Source organism: Streptomyces sp. Ag109_O5-10, assembly GCF_900105755.1.
Taxonomy (GTDB): domain Bacteria; phylum Actinomycetota; class Actinomycetes; order Streptomycetales; family Streptomycetaceae; genus Streptomyces.
The window spans coordinates 8,131,245-8,150,575 of sequence record NZ_FNTQ01000001.1; the positions used below are offsets into that span (position 1 = coordinate 8,131,245).

Below are 19,331 nucleotides of genomic sequence, written 5' to 3' on the forward strand. Positions count from 1 at the left end.
GGACCCCGCACCGACATGAGCAAGCCGCTGAAGCAGATCCACCTGGCCGCACACTTCCCAGGCGTCAACAACACGACCGTGTGGAGCGACCCGGCCGCCGGCAGCCACATCGAGTTCAGCTCCTTCACCCACTTCGCGAAGACCGCCGAACGCGCCAAGTTCGACTTCCTGTTCCTCGCCGAGGGCCTACGGCTCCGCGAACAGGGCGGGAAGATATACGACCTCGACGTGGTCGGCCGTCCCGACACCTTCACCGTCCTCGCCGCCCTGGCCGCCGTCACCGACCACCTCGGGCTGACCGGCACCATCAACTCCACCTTCAACGAGCCCTACGAGGTGGCCCGCCAGTTCGCCAGCCTGGACCACCTCTCCGGCGGCCGGGCCGCGTGGAACGTGGTCACCTCCTGGGACGCCTTCACCGGCGAGAACTTCCGGCGCGGCGGCTTCCTGCCGCAGGACGAGCGCTACTCCCGTGCCCAGGAGTTCCTCGCCACCGCGAACGAGCTCTTCGACTCCTGGCACGGCGACGAGATCCTCGCCGACCAGACCACCGGCACCTTCCTGAGCGACGCCAGGGCCGGCTCGTTCGTGCACAAGGGCCCGCAGTTCGACATCCACGGCCAGTTCAACGTGCCGCGCTCCCCGCAGGGCCGCCCGGTGATCTTCCAGGCGGGCGAGTCCGACGAGGGCCGCGAGTTCGCCGCGTCCAGCGCCGACGCGATCTTCAGCCGGTACGCCACCCTCGACGCCGGGCAGGCCTTCTACACCGACGTGAAGTCCCGCCTCGCCAAGTACGGCCGCCGCCCCGAGGACCTGCTGATCCTGCCCGCCGCCAGCTTCGTCCTCGGCGACACCGACGCGGAGGCCGAGGAGATCGCCCACCAGGTGCGCCGCCAGCAGGTCAGCGGCGCGACCGCCCTCAGGCACCTGGAGTTCGTCTGGAACCGGGACCTGTCGTCGTACGACCCGGAGGGACCGCTGCCCGACGTCGACCCGCTCGTCGGCGAGGAGCACATCTCCCGCGGCCGCGCCCAGGTCCGGATGTACCGCGACCCGCTCGCCGTCGCCCGCGAGTGGCGCGAGCTCGCCGAGGCCAACAAGTGGTCCATCCGCGACCTCGTGATCAACACCGGGAACCGGCAGACCTTCGTCGGCTCCCCGGCCACCGTCGCCCGCACCATCAACGACTTCGTGCAGGCCGACGTCTCCGACGGCTTCATCCTGGTCCCGCACATCACCCCCGGCGGCCTCGACACCTTCGCCGACACGGTCGTACCGCTCCTCCAGGAGCAGGGCGTCTTCCGCACCGAGTACGAGGGCACCACCCTGCGCGACCACCTCGGCCTCGCCCACCCGGACGAGAAGCGGAGCGAGCGGGTGGCGTCGTGAGGTTCCTGGCGATCACCCTGATCGTGCACCGCCCGGATCCGGTCACGGGGAGGTTGAAGTCCACCCACGACCGGTTCCGCGAGGTCCTCGACAACGCCGTGCTCGCCGAGGAACTGGGCTTCGACGGCTTCGGGGTGGGGGAGCGGCACGAGCGCCCGTTCATCTCCTCCTCGCCGACCGTGGTGCTCAGCCATGTCGCCGCCCTCACCCGGCGCATCCGGCTCTTCACCGCGGTGACCACCCTGAGCCTGCTGGACCCCGTCCGGGCCTACGAGGACTACGCGACCCTCGATCACCTCTCCGAGGGCCGCCTCGACCTGATCATCGGCAAGGGCAACGGCTCCGCCCAGCGCGAGCTGTTCCACGTCACGCCCGAGGACCAGTGGGAGCGCAACGCCGAGAGCTACGAGGTGTTCCGGCGGCTGTGGCGGCAGGACAAGGTGACGGCGAGGACCCGGTTCCGGCCGGAGCTGACGGACGCCGAGGTCTGGCCGCGCCCCTACCAGCGGCCGGTCCGGGTCTGGCACGGCAGCGCCACCAGCAAGGAGTCCGTCGACCTCGCCGCCCGCTACGGCGACCCGCTGTTCTCCGCGAACGTCACCAACCCCATTGAGCCGTATGCCGAGTTGATTCGCTACTACCGGGAACGCTGGCGGCACTACGGCCACGACCCGGCGGGCATCGCCGTCGGCGCCGGTACGGCGGGCCTGCTGGTGGCGCCCACCAGCCAGCAGGCGCTGGCCGCGTACCGCCCGGTGTTCGAGGCGAACCTGGCCTTCTTCCGTCGTGCCGGGCTGCCGGTCGTCTTCGAGACCCTGGAGGACTTCGTGGCCCGCAGCTCGGCGCTGATCGGCAGTCCGCAGCAGGTCATCGACAAAGTGCACCGCTACCACGAGCAGTTCGGGCACACCGTCCTGCATCTGCACGCCGACGCCGGGGGACTGACGGACACTCAACACCGCGACTCGCTGGAGCTCTTCCAGTCGGCGGTGGCGCCGGCACTGCGCAAGGACATCCCCGACCCGCCCTTCCCCTGGGCACCCGTGCACCCGGCCGCCGAGGAGCCCGCCCATGTCTGACATCCCGCTCGGCGTCCTCGACCTGGTGCCGATACCGAGCGGTGCCACCGCCGCCGAAGCCCTGCGCAACTCCGTCGAACTCGCCCAGCGCACCGAGGAGTTCGGCTACGCCCGCTACTGGTTCGCCGAGCACCACCTCAACCCGGGTGTGGCCGGCACCTCACCCGCGGTCGTCCTGGCACTGACCGCCGCCGCCACCTCCACGATCCGGCTGGGCTCCGGTGCCGTACAACTCGGCCACCGCACCGCCCTGTCCACGGTCGAGGAGTTCGGCCTCCTCGACGCCGTGCACCCGGGCCGCCTCGACCTGGGCCTGGGCCGGTCGGGCGGGCGTCCGCCCGCGGAGAAGGCCGCGGCGCCGACGGCGACCCCGGTGGTCGACAGCAGAGCCCCCAACGGCCTGGTCGTCCCGGCCCGCTTCTCCTTCGCCCATCTCCTGCGCTCGCCCCGGTTCGCACTCCACCGCAGGCTGCTCCTGCTCCCGAACGCCGAGTCCCAGGAGTACGCCGCACAGATCGACGACATCCTCGCCCTGCTCGCCGGGACCTACCGCACGGAGGACGGCGTCGAGGCCCACGTCGTACCCGGCGAGGGCGCCGACGTCGAGGTGTGGATCCTGGGCAGCAGCGGCGGCGAGAGCGCGCAGGTCGCGGGCGAGCGGGGCCTGCGCTTCGCCGCCAACTACCACGTCAGCCCGGCCACGGTCCTGGAGGCGGTGGACGGCTACCGCGCGCACTTCCAGCCGTCGGACGTCCTCGACAAGCCGTACGTCAGCGTCTCCGCGGACGTCGTGGTCGCCGAGGACGACGCCACCGCCCGGGAGCTCGCCACCGGCTACGGGCCCTGGGTCCGCAGCATCCGCACCGCCGAGGGGGCCATCCCCTTCCCCACCCCCGAGGAGGCCCGCGCCCACGTCTGGACCGACGAGGACCGCGAACTGGTCCAAGACCGCCTCGACACCCAGTTCGTGGGAAGCCCGCGGCACGTCGCCGACCGTCTGGAACAGCTCCAGCAGGCCACCGGAGCCGACGAGTTGCTCATCACCACGATCACCCACGACCAGGCCGACCGGGTCCGCTCGTACGAACTCCTCGCGGCGGAGTGGCGCCGCCGCTGAGGCCCACACCTGTCCGGCCACCGGCTCGAGGAGCCGGTGGCCGGACGCTCCCGAGAACCCCTCGCCATGGCCGGCGTAGTACTCGTACGCCGGCCGCGCGTTCGCCGGTCACCGGGTGACGCCGTGGAAGGAGTCTGGCTCGGACAGGGCGAACTCGGCGTGGACATGAGACATCCAGGTCACGGACGTACGACCGCCCGCCCTGACCACCCTGCTGCCCGGCCCCCTGGTCGACGGCGCCCCGCGCGCGACCCACCTGGACGACCCCCGGCCGGCCGTTCTCGACGCCACCGCACTGCTGCCCTCGCCCCGGAGGCGGTTCCTCGCGCCCCTGGACAGGTGTCCGCACGGTCTCCGGCAAGACGCGGTGTGGCCGCGGCACGTATCCCTCCCCCGAAGGTTACGTGCCGCGGCCACTTCCCCCGGCGCCGGACAGTGGTCCGACCTCCGCGCCGCGGTCCGTGCTCTCACCAGCACATGACCGCTGTCTCCCCCGACCCCCACGTGGAGTGGAGACGGACGCGGACGGCATAGCGGCGGCCCTTGACGAGCCTGACCCTGATCCTCGTGTTGTGCGAGGTGCCTCCGTCGTCGTGGCCGGCGAGGTAGCGCGGTTCCCCGTCGCGCTCCTCGAAGACCACGACGACGGAGTCGCTCTCACCGAAGGTGCCCACGCTGTAGACGCGGGTCTCCGGCGGCTCCACGGCGAAGTCCGCCTGGCCGCCGGGCCCCAGGCACAGCGGCGCCGAGCGGAACGGCACCAGCTCGGCCGGCGGCTCGGCCGGCGGGTACCAGCGGAGCACGAACTCCTTGTCGGCCGGGGACAGCGACCCCGGCGGGTACAGGCCGCCGTGGTACTGCTCAGGCTCCAGGACCAGCCCCGGACCGAAGGGGAACTGCATCACGGACTGCGGGTCCCACACCGAGCCGTTGGCCTCGGACGGATCCAGCGTGCGCAGGATGTTGAAGTGGGTCCGGTCCCGGCTCCAGTGATGCGGCGGACCGGCGAGGTCGGCGTAGACCGCCTCGTCGTCCCAGTGGACGCCCGCGAACGGGTTCTGGTGCTCGTGCCGCATCCCGAGCGCGTGCCCGATCTCGTGCAGCGCCGTCCACCGTCCGCCGGGCTCGGTCAGGTCCCAGCCCAGGTTCATGGTGCGCTCGCCCGCCCCCACCGAGAGCGCGTCCCGCCCCACCGCCGACCAGGACCCGTCCCCCGGCTGGAAGCCGATCCGCAGCTCCGCCTCGCACCGGTCGAAGACCTCGGCGAACGTCACCCCGATGCCGAGGTCCTGCCACTCCCGGAAGCACTCGCGCACCACGTCCCGCTGCTCCTTCGCACCCGCCCACGGCACCCGGCGGGTCTCCCCGGTCCCCGGGACCGGGATCACCGAGGCGTCCGTGTCGGCGTCGAAGAAGTAGTAGTGCAGCACCGTCCCGTTGACCCACATCCGCCGTCCGCTCACGAGCGCGCCGAGCCGCTCGGCGGCCAGTCCCGGCGCGAACGCCGGGGCAGGCTGCTGCGGAAGCGAGCAGTAGCGTCGGGTCATGCGCCCAGACTGCCGTTCGACCCCGCCGCACGCCTGAGTCGGAAGCTACTCAAGTCCCCCTGTATCAGAGCTGAGTAACGCGGCTCATACTCACGTGACGACTTACGGACGGGATGCGCGAACCCTCGAACTGCCCTGGCCGTTCACCGGCCGGGAGGACGAACTGGAGCTGGTCAGGCGGGCGTCGGTGGCCGGCCGCCAGGGTGTCGTGGTGACCGGCCCGGCCGGTGTCGGCAAGACCCGGCTGATCACCGAGGCCGTCCACGGCACCGACTGCGTCCGGGTGACGGGCACCCCCGAGACCGGCGCCCTGCCGTTCGCCGCGTTCGCGCACCTGCTCTCCGACCGCGTCTCGCTGCCCGGCGCGGTCCGGCACCTGTCCGGGGTACGGCTCCTGGTCGTCGACGACGCCCACCTCCTGGACGAGGCCTCGGCCGCCCTCGTCCACCAGCTCGCCGCGCACGGCCGCACCCGCCTCGTGGTGGCCGCCACCGGCACGGCACCCGTCCCCGGCGCGGTCTCCCGGCTGTGGACCGGGGAGCTCCTCACCCACCTCGCCCTGGCGCCGCTGCCGTACGACGAGACGGCCGCGCTGCTCGAAGGCACTGGCCTGGAGCCGCTGACCGTGCGCCGCCTGCACCGGGTGTGCCGGGGCGACCTGCGGCTGCTGCGCGACCTGGCCGGTGCGCTGCGCGGGTCCGGCCCGCTGACCCGGGTCCCGGACACCGGCGAATGGGCCTGGCGCGGCCCGCTGCCCCGCACCGCGGCCGTACGGGACCGGATCGCCACCCTGCTGGACGGGCAGGGGCCCGGCGAGCGCGACACGCTCGAACGCCTCGCCTTCGCCGAGCCGTTGCCGCTCCACCTCGACGACGCCCCCGACCTGGCCGCCCTCGAGCGGCTGGAGACCGACGGCCTCGTCCACGTCGACGACCGGGGCGCCGTCCGCCTCGCCCATCCCCTGCACGGCCCGGCACTGCGCGCCTCGGCGGGCCGGCTCCGGGCCCGCCGGCTGGCCCGCACCCCCGCGCAGTGCGCGGCCGCCCTGAAGGCCGAACAGGCACAACTGGAACAGTGCATCGAGCAGTTGGACGTACGGGAGGTGCCGGCCCCGGTGGGGGAGTGGCTGGCGGCGGCAGACCTGCCCGTACCGCCCGGGTACGCGGCCGTGCGTGCCCGGTACTCGTGGCTTCGGGGGGAGCTGCGAGAGGCGGCGGCGTGGGCGAGGGAGGGACTGCGGGCGGCGCCGGGCGACGCTGCCTGCCGTACCGAACTCGCCCGTGCCGCCGCCGAACGGGGGGAGGACGCCGTAGTGCGCGGGGACGGGGGTCTCGCGCACTACGGCGCCGTACGGCTCGGGGACCCCGAGGGGGCCGCGGCGGCCGCGGCGCGGCTGGACGGCGTGCTCGGCCGGCACGCGGAGGCGGTGGCCCGCGGCGCCGGACCCGCCCTGGACCGGGCGGCCGAGGCGCTGGCGGCCCGCGGTCTGCTGCTGTTCGCGGCCGAGGCGCACGCCCAGGCGGTCCGCGCCCACCGCGACCCGCGCGCCGCCCGGATGTCCCGCACCCGCGCGCTCGCCCTCGTCCGCCGCTGCCAGGGCGCCCGCACCCCGGCCCTGTCCGGCCTGGTGCTCGGCGAACTCACCGCCCGCCAGCGGCAGATCGTCACCCTCGCCGCCGCGGGTCTCAGCAACCGGCAGATCGCCGAGCAACTGACCCTGTCCGTACGCACGGTGGGCAACCATCTCTACAGCGCCTACACCCGCCTCGGCGCGAACGACCGGGCGGCACTGCCCTGGCTGGTGGACCAGCCGGACCGGCAGTCGGCCTAGCAGGACCGGGAAGCCGAGGAGCCCGTCCGCGCCCGGCGCGGGCGCTCGCTCAGCCGCGTTCTGCGGTCCTGCTCGGTGGCGACGCCGGTCGCGGACAGCAGCGTCGCGGCGGTGAGGGTGCATGACGAGCTCCGTGGCGCTGCGGGCGCAGACGATCGCGCCGAGGGTGCAGACCACGGACACCGCCGCGACGGCCGGGGCACTCCAGTCGGTCCCGGCGAGGTGGCCGCGAGGAAGCCGAGGCAGGACGCGGCGACCACCACACCGGCGACAGCCGGCGCGGTCCGCCGGGAGAAACGGGACAACAGGACGGTGACCGGCGCCTGCAGGGTGACCACCAGCACCGTGCTCGTCACGAAGACGGCTGCCGGCCACGTCGGGGACGCGTGCCACCGAGTCACCAGGACGAGAGGGAGCGCGTCGTCGGTGACGTTGAGGCTCAGGCCGCCCCGAACGCGGCGAACGCCCATCCCGTGGCCTGGTGCAGGGCATCGCCCGGCAGGGCGGCCCGGGCGTCGCGCAGCGCCTCCGCCAGCGACAGCCCGGCACCCAGCCCCTTGTGCAGGGCCAGCATCAGCGGAACCACGGCCGCGTCGTTGACCGGTGCGCTGCTCGCCACCACTCCGGCCGTGCCCAACGGCAGCAACGCCGTGACCAGACCGAGGAGTTCGTCGGCGCCGACCGACGCGAGACGGGCCGTGTCGCAGCTGGAGAGGATGATCCGGTAGGGGCTGCGGGCGAGGCGCTCGAAGTCGTGCACGATCAGCGGGCCGTCCGCCATCCGCAGCGAGGAGAACAGCGGGCTGTCCGCGCGGAACGTGCCGTGCGCCGCGATGTGGGCGAGCGCCGCACCGTCCAACTCCTCCAGGACCCGCGGAACCTGCGCCTCGTCGTGCTCCAGGATCCGCGCCGCCGCGTACCGGCCCGCCACTTCGGGCACCTCCGCGCCGCCGGTCGCCAGCCCCGGCCCCCGGACCAGCACATGGCGGCCGCCCGGCGGCGGCTCGGTCTCCCGGGCCCGCAGCCAGCTCGACGCCGACGGTGACACGCTGAGCACCCGTTCCCGGAGGGAAGGCAGCAGAGCCCACGGCACCCGGTGCAGCGCCCCCGGCGGGACGATCACCACTGGGCCCGAGCCGAGGTGGTCCGCCGCCGCGCCGAGGAGCAGCTCCTCCAGCCGTTTCCCGGCGGCCTCCACCACCGGCAGCCGCCCCTCCGCACCCGGGTGCGCGAGCCGCCGCAGTCCCGCCTGGACGTGCTCCGCCTCGGCGACCGCCTCCGCCAGCAGACCGCCCGCGAAGCGCCGCACCCGGCCCTGACCGCACAGCAGGACGTGCACCCGCCCGTCCAGGACCGCGAGTTCGACCAGCCGGGCGTCGCCGAGCCGCTCCAGCAGCCGGGCCGTTGCGAAACGGTCGCCGCCGCCGGGGGCGTCGCCCCGGGTGTGGTGTGTGCGGGCGCGGATCTCCCGTTCCAGACGCCGCTGTTCACGCTCCAGGGCGGGCACCGGACGGCGCTCCCGGCGGGCCTCCTCCGCACGGGAGGCGATCTCCCGGAACGCGGTCAGCGACGCGAGCAGGGCCGGATCCGCCGGCGGCCGGGTCGGCGGCGTCGACAGCACCGTGGCCCGCCAGCGCTCGCTCCACTCCAGGAGCCGGCGCGGGCCGCCGTGCGCGAGGCTCACCTGCTGGGCCAGCGCCGCCAGCTCGGCGCCCTGGGCGGTCGCCCGGGCCCGCAACTCCGAGGCGCCCAGGGTCATCCGGTGGTCGTCCAGGACGTCGAGGCCGCGCCGGCACGCCTCCAGGACGCCGCGGCCCGAACCGGCCGCCCGCGCCCGGAGCGCCTGTGCGGCCCAGCCGGTCATCCGGGCCAGCGGCGGCCCGACGTGCCGGCTGCGCGCGGCCACCGCCAGATGCCGCTCCGCGTCCGCCGTCCAGCCCAGCGCCAGCGCGATCCGCCCGGCGAGCAGCGAGGCCTCCGGCGCGGCCGGCGCACCGAAGGACGCCAGCCGGTCGGCGACCGCCGCCGTGTCCTGCACCAGCCGCCCCGACGCGGCCCCGCCCGCCACCCGCGCCTCGATCAGCACCAGCCGCGCATGCGTCTCCCACCAGCTCCGCCGCTGCCCCGAGAAGAGGCGTACGGCGACCGCGGCACGGGCGACCGCGGTCTGCGCGTCCCCGGTCGACAGCGCCGACCGGGCGGCGGTCAGCAGCAGTTCGGCCTTGCGGGTGGACTGCCCGCCGATCCGGTCCAGGGTTGCGATCGCCGCGTCCGCCTCGGCCAGCGCCTCCGGGGCGAGACCGGCCGCCATCAGCACCTCGCAGCGCGCGATGTACAGCATGAACGAGGGCGTACCCAGCTCGTCGTACCGCTCCTTGGCCTCGGCCAGCAGCCGCAGTGCCGCCGGGATGTCGCCGGAGCGGTACGCGGCCAGGCCCCGGTTCTCCACGGCGACGGCCTTGTCGTGCTCCTGGCCCGTCGTCTCCCAGAGCAGCTCCGCCGCCGTGAAGTCCGCGTCGGCCCGCTCCACCGCGCCCATCGCCAGATGCACCGTGGCCCGCACGCTCAGCGCCCGCGCGGTCCAGATGACGTCGTCGGCCTGCCGCAGCACCGGTATCGCCCGCCGCAGGTCCTCCAGGGACTCCTTGTGCCGGCCGAGCACCCACCCGGCGTACGCCCGCCGGTACAGCACCCGCGCCCGGGTGTGCCCGTTGCCCCGGGCCACCCCGCGGTCCAGCACGGCCAGCCCCTGCCGCGTACGCCCCGCGTGCACCAGGGCGACCCCGAGGGTGCCGAGGACGTCCGCCTCCCGCTCCGCCGAGTCCGCTCGCGCCGCCCAGTCCCGGGCCTGCCGCAGATGGTCGAGGGCGACCGCCAGATCCCCGAAGTCCCGCTGCCAGATGCCGATGACCTGGTGCGCGACGGACGCGTCCAGCGGCGACGGATCGGCCCGCAGGACACCCTCCGCCCGCGCCAGGGCCTCGCCGGGGGCGGCGAACACCATCGGCAGGAGTTCCGTAACCGAATCGCTTCCCGCACTCACCCCTCGGATGGTAGTGGCCTGGGCATACATGCCCCACAGGTTTGACGCTGTATCAAGCGGCGGCTTCGCGAGTCTGACTGAAGAACGCCGTTTCTGGGGGAGGAGACAGGCCATGGCACCTCAGCGATTCCATGAGCAGTTCGAGCAGATCCAGCGCTCCATGCCGGACGTTCCACTGGCGATGGGGCCCGACGACGCGGCGGAGTTCCTGTACGAGAAGGGGGTGGTCCTCGCCCGCGATGGCGAGGAGGCCCGGGTCGTCGAGGACACCGTGCGCGCCCACTTCACCGCCACCGCCGGCCTCGTCGCCGACCACGTGGGCAGGACCGGACCGGAGACCAACCGCACCGGGGTCACCCGTATCCGGGTCGGCGACCCGAACCACCGCGACCGCACCGCCGACCCCGCCGTCGGCCACGCGCTGCGCGCCCTGCGGGAGACCGAGGGCCGCGCCGGCCGCCGCCTGGTCAGCCGCAACCACGTGGTGTCCACCACTCCGAACGCCAACTCCTGCAACCCCTGCGAACCGCTCCCCGCCCTGCTCACCCAGGCCCCCAACCCGGCGCCTGTGGAGGGCGGTTACGACCCGGACACCGCCGTCAGCGTCCTCGTGATGGACACCGGCCTGGTGCACGACTACCGCACCTATCCGCTCCTCGCCCGCGTCCAGGGCGACCCGCAGCTCAACGAGACCGACGCCGACGGCGTCCTGCAGCAGTACGTCGGCCACGGCACGTTCATCGCCGGACTCATCGCCGCCCTCGCCCCCAACACCGACATCACGGTCACCAACACCCTCAACGACGCGGGCGCCATCCTGGAGTCCGAGTTCGGCGCCAGGCTCTTCGAGGCGATCGACCAGCACGGCTGGCCCGACATCATCAGCCTCTCCGCCGGCACCCCGAACGGCAGCGCCGACGGACTGCTCGCCGTCGAGGCCTTCATGGACGCCCTGCGCGAGCAGTCCACCCTGCTCGTCGCAGCCGCCGGCAACAACGGCAGCGCCAGCCGCTTCTGGCCCGCCGCCTGCGCCGACCTGCCCGGCTACGAGGACACCGTCCTCTCGGTCGGCGCGCTGCGCAGTGACGGCGAGTACGGCGCCTGCTTCACCAACCACGGCGGCTGGGTCAAGGTCTTCGCCCCCGGCGAGCAGCTCATCGGCGCCATGGCCGGCTTCGACGCGCCCGTGCCGTACGTGTACCAGCACACCACTTACGACGCCTGCCGGTTCGGCTTCAGCTACGCCTGCACCTGCCAGTACCCGCGCCACACCGGCGTGTTGACCGACACCGGGACGACCGGTCCCGGCAAACCGGACCAAGTGATGTTCGAAGGGTTCGCACAGTGGAGTGGAACATCGTTCGCCACCCCCATCGTGGCCGGCCTCGTCGCCGACCGGATGACCACGCTCAAGGAGTCCGACCCGCGCGCGGCGCGCGCTCAACTCCTGGAGGGCATCACGGAGTACGCGGAGGTGCGCGGAGCCCACGTACCGGCGCTCCGCCCGGCCGGCTGGCAGCCGGTGCCGGTCGTGATGCCGGCGGCCACGGCCTGAGTTCCGGAACACTCCCCTCCACGGCGTACCATGACTTGCCGTACACGAGGGGTGGGACCGTGGACCGAGCAGAGGCCGGCGCGCTGGTCCGGGCCGCCGTCGACGGCGACGCGGCGGCCTGGAAGGCGCTCGTGGAGGGGCTGAGCCCCCTGGTGTGGTCGGTGGTGCGCGCGCACCGGCTCTCCGACGCCGACGGGCACGAGGTGTACCAGACCGTGTGGTTCCGGTTCGCCCAGCACCTGGGCCGCATCCGGGAGCCCGACAAGGCGGGCTCCTGGCTGGCCAGCACGGCACGCAACGAGTGCCTGAAGGTGATCCGCGGATTGACCCGGCTGCTGCCGACCGACGATCCGCAGGTCCTGGACCGGGTCAGCGAGGACCGTACGCCCGAACAGTCCCTGATCGACGCGGAGGACGAGGCGGACGAGGCCGAGCGGATCCGGCTGCTGTGGCAGGAGTTCGAGGAACTCGGTGACCGCTGCAGGCAGTTGCTGCGGGTCCTGATGGCCTCGCCGCCGCCCAGCTATGTCGAGGTGTCCGTCGCGCTGGGCATCGCCGTGGGCAGCATCGGCCCGCTGCGCCAGCGCTGTCTGCGCCGGCTGCGGGCCCGGCTCGACGCGAGGGGTGCGGTATGAGCGACGACGAGTTCCCGGCGGACGAGGCCCTCGACGGGGTTCCGGGTGACGCAGGCTTCGACGCGGACCTGCTGGAGGAGGAGCTGCGCGGCGCGGCCGCCGTCCTCGACCCGCTCCCTTCCGGGCTGCTTCAACTGGCCATGGACGCCTACCTGTTGCATGACCTGGACGCCCGGGTCGCCGAGCTGACCTTCGATTCCCTGGTCGACGCGATCCCGGTGCGGGGGGTCGAGGACCCGCCCCGCATGCTGACCTTCCAGGCGGGCGAGCTGACCGTGGACGTCGAGGTCACCGAGGACGGGCTGCTCGGCCAGCTGCTGCCCCCGCAGTCCGCACGCATCGAGGTGCTCGGCGGTCCGGCGGCGGCGCATCCGCTCACGGTCGACGCCCTGGGCCGCTTCACCCACGACACCCCGCCCACCGGCCCGTTCGCGCTCCGGCTGCGCACGGGCGGGGACGTGATCGTGACGGAGTGGCTGCGGGCGTGAGGCGTCACCAGGTGACAGGCAGCGTCCGCGGCCCGCGGATCATCGTCCTGCGCCGCCACTCCACCCCCTCGGCAGGCACCGCGAGCCGCAGCGCCGGCAGCCGGTCGAGGAGGGTGTCGACCAGAAGCTCGGTCTGCAGCCGGGCCAGGACCGCGCCCGTGCAGTAGTGCGTGCCGTGGCCGAAGGCGAGGTGGGGGTTGGGATCGCGGTCCGGCAGGATGCGGTCCGGGTCCGGGAAGACGGCCGGGTCCCGGTTGCCGGCGAGGTAGGAGACGTAGACCGGATCGCCCGCCGCGACCAGGGTGCCGTCGCTCAGTTCGACGTCCTCCAGGGCGATCCGGGCCAGCCCGACCGTGCTGCGGTGCGGGATCCAGCGCAGCAGCTCGTCGAGGACCGGCCCGCGCTCCGCGGGGCGCTCCCGCATCCGCGCGCTCAGCTCCGGCCGGGTCAGCATCAGGAACAGCATCTGCCCGCAGTTGTGGGTGACCGCCTCGCCGCCGATCTGCAGCGGGCCGGCCAGTCCCACGGCCTCCTGCTCGCCGATCTCGCCGCGGGCCACGGCGGCCCCCAGCAACGAGTACACGTCCTCGCCCCTGCTGCCCGCCCGCGCGCGCACCGTCTCGGTGATCCACCCGTACAGCCCCTGCTTGGCCGTTTCGGCGGCCTCGGCCCCGCCCGAGGTGGAGATGATCCGCCGGGTCCAGGCGTGCACCCGTTCCCGGTCCGCCTCCGGCACCCCCATCACCTCGCTGACCACGGTGATCGGGAACGGCTCCAGCACCCGCTCGACGAGATCGGCGGGCGGCCCGTCCCGCAGGACCCCGTCGACCAGCCCGTCGAGGATCTCCTGCGCGCGGGGCCGCAGCCGCTTCATCGCGCCGACCGTGAAGGCACCCGCGAGCGGCTTGCGCAGCCGGTTGTGGTCGGGCTGGTCGGCCCAGGCCAGCGAGCCGGGGCGGGGCTTGAAGTGCGGGGCCAGCCGGGTCACCTGACCCCGGGTGACCTCGGCGCGGCTGAACCGCGGGTCGTTGGTGACGGTCCTGACATCCTCGTAGCGGGTCGCGAGCCACGCCCAGCCCTCGCCGTACGGCAGCCGGATCCGGGTCACCGGCCCTTCCGCCATCAGAGCCGCGAGGACCGGGTCGAAGTCCGTCCCCGCCAGTTCGAGCGCGGGCCAGTCCCGCACCGGCGGCGCGGCCTCGAACCCGGGCGGCAGCGGCCCCGCCGTCCCGGATCCGGCCGGCTCCGTGGGCGAGGTGGGCGCGGTGCTCTCCGAGGTCATGTCTCCACGGTCGTACGGTCCTCGTCCCCGTGTCCTGCCGGAGTGCTCCAGCCGGAGGGCCGGCGTCCGGCGGCGTCCACGAGGGCGGCGAGGGCGGCGGCGAGCCGGTCCGCTCCCGGGCCCGCCGGGCCGCCGGGCTCGGTCATGTAGAGGTCGCGCCTGATCTCGACCATCAGTGCCGTGACCCGCGCGTCCGTCCCGTAGAACTCCAGCGGTACGTAGGTGCCGGCGAACGGGCTGTCCAGTCCCGTCTCCCCGCACTCCGCGAAGGCCCTGCGGGCCGCCTCCGTCAGCTGGGCCGGCGTGTGGAAGGCGTCCGTGCCGAGGCACACCGGTGGCCGTGGCCCGGCACCGTGCAGCTCGTAGGGCAGCGGTCGGCTCGGATAGGAGTGCACGTCGATGACCACGGCCCGCCCGGTCGCGGCCAGCCGCCCGGCCACGGCCTCCGTCATCGCCCGCGCGTACGGCCGGAAGTACCGCTCGACCAGCGGCCCCGGGTCGTACGGCTCCTCCCGGAGCACCCCCCGGTGCGTGGTCCGCGTGTACACGGCCCCCATCCCGGCGGCGAGCATCTCCTCCCGCTCGTCCGGGAACCGTTCCGGATCCACCACCAACCGCGACAGGCCGTTGACGAACCGCCAGGGCGGCACCGCGGCCAGCCCGGCCGCGGCCGCCGCGATCTCGGCCGTGTGCGCGTCCGTGATGTGGTCCAGCTCCCGCTCCAGGGCGGCGTCGTCGAGCACGATGTCCGCCCGGACACCGGCCGGGACCGCCCGCGCGGAATGCGGAACGTGCAGGATCACGGGCGACTCGTCGGCGCCGGGCAGGAGGGCGTACGAGGGCTGGGACACGGGCGGCTCCGGGTGCTCTGTCCGTGGTGGCGTGCAGGACGGGACCACGGTGTCACACCGACGGGCCGGCGCCGTCGGCGCGTGCGTATCGGCGGGTCAGCGCTTGTTCACCGCCGAGATCCAGTCGAAGTCCGCGCTCACGCTGTGCGCGGCCGGGCTGCCGAACCGGCTCGCGCCGGCCCCCGTCGGCGCCGAGCCGGCCGCGATGCCCGCCGAGCCGGCCGCGATGCCCGCCGAGCCGGCCGCGACGCCCGCCGAGCGGACCGAGCGGCGGCCGGTTCCCCGTGGTGGCGGGGCGTTCCGCGGGGACGGCCCCACCGGCCACCGACCGGGCCGGGCCGAGGGGCGTACGGGGCCGGACACGGCTCCGCCCCGGCGGGCCGGGTGGCTGCCGGGGCGGAGACGGTGACGGGGCGGCCCGGAGGGCCAGGCGGGCTAGAGAGCCGCGAGGGCCGCGTTCCAGGTGGCCGACGGACGCATGACCGCGTCCGCCTTGGCCTTCTCGGGCTGGTAGTAGCCGCCGATGTCGGCCGGGGAACCCTGGACGGCGAGCAGCTCGTCGATGATCTGCTGCTCGTTCGCGGTGAGCGTCTCGGCGAACGACGCGAACGCCTTCGCGAGCTCGGCGTCGTCGGTCTGCTTCGCCAGCTCCTGAGCCCAGTACAGGGACAGGTAGAAGTGGCTGCCGCGGTTGTCGATGCCGCCGACGCGACGGGTCGGGGACTTGTCCTCGTTGAGGAAGGTCGCCGTGGCCCGGTCAAGGGTGTCGGCGAGCACCTTGGCGCGGGCGTTGCCGGTGAAGTCGGCGTACTGCTCGAAGGACGGCACCAGGGCGAAGAACTCGCCGAGGGAGTCCCAGCGCAGGTAGTTCTCCTTGACCAGCTGCTGGACGTGCTTCGGCGCGGAGCCGCCGGCACCCGTCTCGAACAGGCCGCCGCCCGCCATCAGCGGGACGACCGACAGCATCTTGGCGCTGGTGCCCAGCTCCAGGATCGGGAACAGGTCGGTCAGGTAGTCACGGAGCACGTTGCCGGTGACGGAGATGGTGTTCTCGCCGCGGCGGATGCGCTCCACCGACAGCTTGGTGGCCTCGACGGGGGAGAGGATCCGGATGTCCAGGCCCTCCGTGTCGTGCTCCGGCAGGTACTGCCGGACCTTGGCGATCAGCTGCGCGTCGTGGGCGCGGTCCTCGTCCAGCCAGAAGACGGCCGGGTCGCCGGTGGCGCGGGCGCGGGTGACGGCCAGCTTCACCCAGTCCTTGATTGGCGCGTCCTTGGTCTGGCAGGCGCGGAAGATGTCACCGGCGGCGACCGGCTGCTCGATCACGACGTTGCCGGCCGCGTCGACCAGGCGGACCGTGCCGGCGGTGGCGATCTCGAAGGTCTTGTCGTGGGAGCCGTACTCCTCGGCCTTCTGCGCCATCAGGCCCACGTTCGGGACCGAGCCCATGGTGGACGGGTCGTAGGCGCCGTTCGCCCGGCAGTCCTCGATCACGGCCTGGTAGACACCGGCGTAGGAGGAGTCCGGGATCACCGCGAGGGTGTCGGCCTCCTGGCCGTCCGGGCCCCACATGTGACCGGAGGTGCGGATCATGGCCGGCATCGAGGCGTCGATGATGACGTCGGAGGGCACGTGCAGGTTGGTGATGCCCTTGTCCGAGTCGACCATCGCCAGGGCCGGGCCCTCGGCGATCTCGGCGTCGAAGGAGGCCTTGATCTCGGCGCCCTCGGGCAGGTTCTCCAGGCCCTTGAGGATGCCGCCCAGACCGTCGTTGGGGGAGAGGCCGGCCGCCTTGAGCGTCTCGCCGTACTTCGCGAACGTCTTCGGGAAGAAGACGCGCACCACGTGGCCGAAGATGATCGGGTCGGAGACCTTCATCATCGTGGCCTTGAGGTGCACGGAGAACAGGACGCCCTCCTGCTTGGCGCGCGCGACCTGCGCGGCCAGGAAGTCGTTGAGCTGCGCGACGTGCAGCACGGAGGCGTCGACGACCTCGCCCGCGAGGACCGGTACGGACTCCTTGAGGACCGTGGTGGTGCCGTCCTCGGCGACCAGCTCGATCCTCAGCTTGCCGGCCTCGGAGATCACCGCGGACTTCTCGGTGGAGCGGAAGTCGTTCTCGCCCATGGTCGCGACGTTCGTCCGGGACTCGGAGGTCCAGGCGCCCATGCGGTGCGGGTGGGTCTTGGCGTAGTTCTTCACCGAGGCGGGGGCGCGGCGGTCCGAGTTGCCCTCACGCAGGACCGGGTTCACGGCGGAACCCTTGACCTTGTCGTAGCGGGCGCGGATGTCGCGCTCCTCGTCGGTCTTCGGGTCGTCCGGGTAGTCCGGCAGCGCGTAGCCCTTGCCCTGGAGCTCGGCGACGGCCGCCTTCAGCTGCGGGATCGACGCCGAGATGTTCGGCAGCTTGACGATGTTGGCCTCGGGCGTCTTGGCCAGCTCGCCCAGCTCGGCGAGCGCGTCCGGGATGCGCTGGTCCTCGTTCAGGTACTCCGGGAAGACGGCGATGATGCGCCCGGCCAGCGAGATGTCGCGGGTGTCCACGGCGACACCGGCCTGCGAGGCGTACGCCTGGATCACCGGCAGGAACGAGTGCGTCGCGAGGGCCGGGGCCTCGTCTGTGTAGGTGTAGATGATGGTCGAGTCAGTCACCGGGTGCTCCGCTCCACGTCTGCAACATTGCTCGACATCAAGATATCTCCTGATCGACCCGTGCTCGACAGGGGTCCGCGACTCGGAAGATCCGGTTGTCCGGTTGTCATACGACGGGCAACCGGATCGGTCACAAGGGTGGTCATGACAAACGAGCCACCACCGACCCGGTGGGCCGGACCGACCACCCGGCCCGCCCGAGCGAAAGCGGACCATGAGATATCGCACCAGAGTCACGGCCCCGGCGGCCGCCCTGCTCGGCACGGCGACCGTCCTGGCCACGGGGGCCCCGGCCCTCGCGCGTCCCTTCTCCGCGGGGGAGACAAGCGGCGACGCGAGGACCGGGGGCAGCACACCCGCTCCGGGTTCCGAGACCCTCGGCGACCCCGTCTACCCGGCCCTCGGCAACGACGGCTACCGGGTCCACGCCTACGACCTCGACCTCGCCTACGACGCCACGACCCGCCTGGTCGACGCCACCGCGACCCTGCGCATCCGCGCCACCCAGGACCTGTCCCGCCTCTCCCTGGACGCCCTGGGCCTCGACGTGACCGCCGTCCGGGTCGACGGCCGGGCCGCAGCCTTCGCGCAGGCGGACGAGAAACTGCGGATCACCCCCGCCCGGCCGCTGCGCGAGCGGGCCGACGCCACCGTGTGCGTGACCTACGCGGCCGACCCGCGCCGCCCCCTCCCGCACACCGCCTGGGTGCCCACCCCCGACGGCTTCGCGATCTGCCCGCAGCCGAACTCCGCGCACACCGTCTTCCCGTGCAACGACCACCCTTCGGACAAGGCCGACTTCACCTTCCGCATCACCGTCCCGAGCGGCCTGCGCGGCGTCGCGAACGGCCTGCTCACCTGCGTCGAGAACCTGCCGGGCGACCGGACCGCGTACGCGTACCGCTCCCGCTCGCCGCTCGCCACCGAACTCGTGCAGATCACCGTCGGCGACTACGTGGTCAGGGAGCGGCCGGGCCCGCACGGCCTGCCGCTGCGGGACGTCGTCCCCACGGCCCGCGCCGCCGCCCTGGAACCGGCGCTCGCCCTCACCCCGGGCCAGGTGGCCTGGCTGGAGGACCGGCTCGGCGCCGCCTTCCCGTTCGAGACGTACGGCCTGCTGCCCTGCAACTCCGACGACCCCGACGCCTTCGACTTCACGGGCCTGGAGACCCAGACCCTCACCCTCTACAAGCCGGGCTTCCTGCTCCAGGAGGAGGCGAAGATCGGCTCGCACATGATGCACGAGCTGGTCCACTCCTACTTCGGCAACCTGGTCTCGCCCGCCACCTGGGCCGACCTCTGGCTGAACGAGGGCCACGCCGACTTCTACGGGCTGCTCTACCGCTACGAGCGCGGCTGGCCGGACTCCCTGGGCATGACCACCATGGAGGCCCGGATGAAGGACACCTACGCCCGCGGCGACCAGTGGCGCCACGACTCCGGCCCGGTGGCCGCCCCGAACGAGGCCGACCTCTTCGACAGCCAGCGCTACCTCGGCGGCGTCCTGGTCCTGTACGCCTTCCGCGAGCTGGTCGGCGAGGACGCCTTCCACGCCGTCGAGCGCACCTTCCTGGAGCGCTTCCGGCGCCGCTCGGCCTCGACCGAGGACTACATCGCGGTGGCCGGCGAGGTCACCGGCCAGGACCGGTCGGGCTTCCTCCGCGACTGGCTCTACGGCACCACGACCCCCCGCATGCCCGGCCACCCCGACTGGACCGTCACCCCGGTGACCCCGTCCCCGGCCACCCCGCACAGCCTGCGCGGCGGCCACCACCACGACAACTCGGCCACGCTGTGACCAGCGGTGTCCGGGCGGGCTCGGGGCGGCCCGGGGGGAACTCGGCGCCTACGACGTGACGCAC

At 73.4% G+C, this 19,331-nt stretch carries 14 protein-coding genes and 1 pseudogene; 9 read left to right on the forward strand and 6 right to left on the reverse strand.

The features are described 5' to 3' along the window. The first annotated feature begins 15 nt into the window (after positions 1-15). From BLW82_RS37070 to BLW82_RS37080, 3 genes are read left to right on the forward strand one after another with little or no spacing between them, the layout of a single operon-like run. Complete coding sequence (locus tag BLW82_RS37070) at positions 16-1,389, forward strand: NtaA/DmoA family FMN-dependent monooxygenase (RefSeq protein ID WP_093505995.1); 1,374 nt, start codon at positions 16-18, stop codon at positions 1,387-1,389. After that, on the forward strand, positions 1,386-2,468 hold the full coding sequence (locus BLW82_RS37075) for an LLM class flavin-dependent oxidoreductase (protein ID WP_093505997.1): 1,083 nt from the start codon (positions 1,386-1,388) through the stop codon (positions 2,466-2,468). Before BLW82_RS37070 ends, BLW82_RS37075 begins: the two co-directional genes overlap by 4 nt. Continuing rightward, complete coding sequence (locus BLW82_RS37080; protein ID WP_093505999.1) at positions 2,461-3,585, forward strand: LLM class flavin-dependent oxidoreductase; 1,125 nt, start codon at positions 2,461-2,463, stop codon at positions 3,583-3,585. The genes BLW82_RS37075 and BLW82_RS37080 overlap by 8 nt, the downstream gene beginning before the upstream one ends. Positions 3,586-4,052: 467 nt before the next feature. Here the strand turns inward: BLW82_RS37080 and BLW82_RS37090 are convergent, their stop codons facing one another. Then, positions 4,053-5,132, reverse strand: coding sequence for a beta-glucuronidase AbsR1 (locus BLW82_RS37090; protein ID WP_093506003.1), 1,080 nt, complete (start codon positions 5,130-5,132; stop codon positions 4,053-4,055). Positions 5,133-5,226: 94 nt separating this feature from the next. Between BLW82_RS37090 and BLW82_RS37095 the strand changes: the two genes are divergently transcribed. Next, a complete protein-coding gene (locus tag BLW82_RS37095) occupies positions 5,227-6,963 on the forward strand; it encodes a LuxR family transcriptional regulator AbsR2 (RefSeq protein ID WP_093506005.1) in 1,737 nt (578 codons plus the stop codon). A gap of 123 nt (positions 6,964-7,086) precedes the next feature. On the opposite strand, the pseudogene BLW82_RS45840 reads toward BLW82_RS37095, so the two are convergent. After that, positions 7,087-7,400 (reverse strand): annotated as a pseudogene (locus BLW82_RS45840) (MFS transporter); the annotation flags it as partial. 2 nt (positions 7,401-7,402) lie between these two features. Then, positions 7,403-10,006 (reverse strand): CHAT domain-containing protein, encoded by a 2,604-nt coding sequence (locus BLW82_RS37105; RefSeq protein WP_093506007.1) that lies wholly within the window; start codon positions 10,004-10,006, stop codon positions 7,403-7,405. 112 nt (positions 10,007-10,118) lie between these two features. On the opposite strand from BLW82_RS37105, the gene BLW82_RS37110 reads away from it, so the two are divergent. The 3 genes from BLW82_RS37110 to BLW82_RS37120 are packed head-to-tail and all read left to right on the forward strand — an operon-like array spanning position 10,119 to position 12,684. Beyond that, a complete protein-coding gene (locus tag BLW82_RS37110; RefSeq protein ID WP_093506009.1) occupies positions 10,119-11,561 on the forward strand; it encodes a S8/S53 family peptidase in 1,443 nt (480 codons plus the stop codon). 35 nt (positions 11,562-11,596) lie between these two features. After that, positions 11,597-12,196 (forward strand): RNA polymerase sigma factor, encoded by a 600-nt coding sequence (locus BLW82_RS37115; protein ID WP_371131443.1) that lies wholly within the window; start codon positions 11,597-11,599, stop codon positions 12,194-12,196. After that, a complete protein-coding gene (locus tag BLW82_RS37120; RefSeq protein WP_093506011.1) occupies positions 12,193-12,684 on the forward strand; it encodes a hypothetical protein in 492 nt (163 codons plus the stop codon). The genes BLW82_RS37115 and BLW82_RS37120 overlap by 4 nt, the downstream gene beginning before the upstream one ends. 4 nt (positions 12,685-12,688) lie before the next feature. Here BLW82_RS37120 and BLW82_RS37125 read toward each other — a convergent pair whose 3' ends face one another. Then, positions 12,689-13,966, reverse strand: coding sequence for a cytochrome P450 (locus BLW82_RS37125; RefSeq protein ID WP_093506013.1), 1,278 nt, complete (start codon positions 13,964-13,966; stop codon positions 12,689-12,691). Next, the gene (locus tag BLW82_RS37130; protein ID WP_093506015.1) at positions 13,963-14,817 is read right to left on the reverse strand and encodes an N-formylglutamate amidohydrolase; all 855 of its coding nucleotides are present in this window, start codon (positions 14,815-14,817) and stop codon (positions 13,963-13,965) included. The genes BLW82_RS37125 and BLW82_RS37130 overlap by 4 nt, the downstream gene beginning before the upstream one ends. Positions 14,818-14,920: 103 nt before the next feature. Between BLW82_RS37130 and BLW82_RS44060 the strand changes: the two genes are divergently transcribed. Continuing rightward, positions 14,921-15,226 (forward strand): hypothetical protein, encoded by a 306-nt coding sequence (locus tag BLW82_RS44060; protein ID WP_143063734.1) that lies wholly within the window; start codon positions 14,921-14,923, stop codon positions 15,224-15,226. A gap of 26 nt (positions 15,227-15,252) precedes the next feature. Here BLW82_RS44060 and BLW82_RS37140 read toward each other — a convergent pair whose 3' ends face one another. Next, a complete protein-coding gene (locus BLW82_RS37140) occupies positions 15,253-17,469 on the reverse strand; it encodes an NADP-dependent isocitrate dehydrogenase (protein WP_093506019.1) in 2,217 nt (738 codons plus the stop codon). A gap of 214 nt (positions 17,470-17,683) precedes the next feature. Between BLW82_RS37140 and BLW82_RS37145 the strand changes: the two genes are divergently transcribed. Next, positions 17,684-19,267 (forward strand): M1 family metallopeptidase, encoded by a 1,584-nt coding sequence (locus tag BLW82_RS37145; protein WP_093506021.1) that lies wholly within the window; start codon positions 17,684-17,686, stop codon positions 19,265-19,267. Positions 19,268-19,331: the final 64 nt, after the last annotated feature.

Excerpts from the sequence above, each read along its gene's own strand:
- BLW82_RS37120 (WP_093506011.1), top strand. The coding sequence starts at position 12,193 with ATGAGCGACGACGAGTTCCCGGCGGACGAGGCCCTCGACGGGGTTCCG.
- BLW82_RS37110 (WP_093506009.1), top strand. The coding sequence starts at position 10,119 with ATGGCACCTCAGCGATTCCATGAGCAGTTCGAGCAGATCCAGCGCTCC.
- BLW82_RS37145 (WP_093506021.1), top strand. The coding sequence starts at position 17,684 with ATGAGATATCGCACCAGAGTCACGGCCCCGGCGGCCGCCCTGCTCGGC.
- BLW82_RS37090 (WP_093506003.1), bottom strand. The coding sequence starts at position 5,132 with ATGACCCGACGCTACTGCTCGCTTCCGCAGCAGCCTGCCCCGGCGTTC.
- BLW82_RS37080 (WP_093505999.1), top strand. The coding sequence starts at position 2,461 with ATGTCTGACATCCCGCTCGGCGTCCTCGACCTGGTGCCGATACCGAGC.
- BLW82_RS37070 (WP_093505995.1), top strand. The coding sequence starts at position 16 with ATGAGCAAGCCGCTGAAGCAGATCCACCTGGCCGCACACTTCCCAGGC.
- BLW82_RS37125 (WP_093506013.1), bottom strand. The coding sequence starts at position 13,966 with ATGACCTCGGAGAGCACCGCGCCCACCTCGCCCACGGAGCCGGCCGGA.